Genomic DNA, 2,059 nt, shown 5'->3' with positions numbered 1-2,059 from the left:
GCTCGAGCGGGCGCCGGCGGGCGAAGGCGAGCAGCCGGTCGGTCAGCTCCGCGCCGCGTTCAGCCGCGTTCGCGGTCATCTCGGCGAGCCGGCGCAGCCGATCATCATGGGCCAGATCGTCGGCAAGCGTCTCGGCATTGCCGAGGATCACGGTCAGCAGGTTGTTGAAGTCGTGCACCACCCCGCCGGTGAGCTGGCCGAGCGCCTCGAGCCTCTGCGACTGCCTCAGTCGCTCCTCGAGCCTGTGCCGCTCGGTCGTCTCGCGCTCGACCGCGACAAAGTGGGTGATGCGGCCGGCCGCCGTCGCGATCGGCGCGATGTCGAGCTCGAACCGGAGCGGCGCGCCCGCCTTGGTGTAGTTGACCACCTCCGCACGGACCGGCTCGCCACGCCTGAGAGCCGCGCCGATCCGGTCGAGCTCCTCGCGGCTGGTGTCGGGACCCTGAAGCATCCGCGGCGTGCGCCCGATCGCCTCGCCGGGCGACCAGCCCGTCAGCCGCACGAATGCCTCGTTCACGAACACGATCCTCGGCCCGTCGGGCGCGTCGAGCGGATCGGCCTCGGTGATGATCACCACGTCGTTCAACCGCGCGATCGCGGTCTCGAGCAGGCGGAGTTGATCGAGACTCGCGCGCTGCGCGGCGATCAGCCGGCGGCGATCGATCGCGAGCGCGACCGGCCGCGCGATCGCATCGGCGAGGGCCAGGATCGGCGGCGGAAAGGCCACGTCGGCCGAGGCCTTGCGCGCCACCGCGATCGCGCCGACGACGTCGCCGTTGCGGGTCCGCAGCGGAATCCCGAGCACCGCGACCGGCCCGGACCCACCCGCGAGCGGCCCGAGAACCGGATCGCCTTGGGCGATGGTCTCGACCAGAGGTGACGTCGCCGCCGCGATCCGGCCGGCGAGATCGGTGCCCTCGGGCGCGTCGGGGACGTCCGCGCCCGGCGCCCCTCGCACCGCCGCGAGCCGCAGCTCACCCTCGGTCAGGAGCCACGCCGCGCCCCGATCGCCCTCGGCCGCAGCCAGCACCGCGTCGAGCGTGCCGGCAAGCAGCGCAGGGGACTCTTCCGCGGCGACAATGCCCTGCGCGACCGCCGTGAACCCGCCAAGCGCGGTCCGCATCGCGGCGATCGCGTCGTCCAGCTCCGCAAGCTCGCGCACGCGCGTGTCGAGCCTCGGCACGTGCTCGAACTGGAGCCGCGCGACGGCCTGGGTCTCGCGCGCGAAGGTTGCAACCGGCCGCGCGATCAGGCGTGCCGCCAGCCAGACCACCGGCACCGCGAGCAGCAGCGCCAACCCGGCGATCTGGAGCAGCCGCGCGCGGATCGCTCTCGGCCCCAGGTCGAGCGCGCGTTCCGGAGCGGCCATGACGAATGTGGTGCCCGGCAGGCTGAGCGGCACGATCGTCGCAAGCCAGTCCTCGCCGGCCGCCCTCAGCCGCCCATCGAACGGCACGCGCTCGGCGCGCCAGCGCTCGGAGAGCGCAGCGAGCACGGGCGTGCCGAGCTCATCGGCGCGCGGCAGGATCTCGCTCGCGGGAGAGGCCGGGGTGGGTGTTCGGCCGGCGACCAGACGGCGCAGGCGCTCGCTGCTCGCGTCCGCCATCACCCCCCCGGTCGCGTCGAGCACGACAGCCTCCGCACCCGCCGTCAGGCGTCCCGCCGACAGCCGCTCGGACAGTTCCCAGAGCGCGACGTCGACCCCGGCGACGGCACCCGAGGAGGCGCGGCGCGCGGCGGTGATGCCCGGCTCCAATGTGGTGAAGAAAAGATACGGTGCGGTGACGACGGTCTCGGCCGTGAGGTTCGCCTCGCGGAACCAGGGGCGCAAACGGGGATCGAACGGATAGTCCACGTCATCGCGCCGTTCGGTCAGCCCGAGCCCCTCGTCCAGGAATTCGAACCGCGCCCCCTCCGGGCTTGCCCACTGCGCAAGCCACGCGGCGCCCGGAGGCGCGGCCAGGCGCTCCCGGTGCGGCCCGATCGGGCGCAGCAGCACGAAGCTCCCGTCCGGCCATCCCAGATAGGCCGCCGAGATCCCGGGCACCGAGCGAAGCAC

1 protein-coding gene is annotated in these 2,059 nt (G+C 73.6%); it reads right to left on the bottom strand.

The features are described from left to right. Positions 1-2,059 (bottom strand): PAS domain S-box protein (locus ACTIFU_RS23575; protein WP_439580767.1); only part of this gene is annotated, 2,059 nt, incomplete at both ends.

The organism is Elioraea sp. (assembly GCF_051860475.1).
In the GTDB taxonomy this organism is placed as follows: Bacteria; Pseudomonadota; Alphaproteobacteria; order Acetobacterales; family Acetobacteraceae; genus Elioraea.
This window is presented reverse-complemented; position numbering and strand designations above follow the sequence as displayed.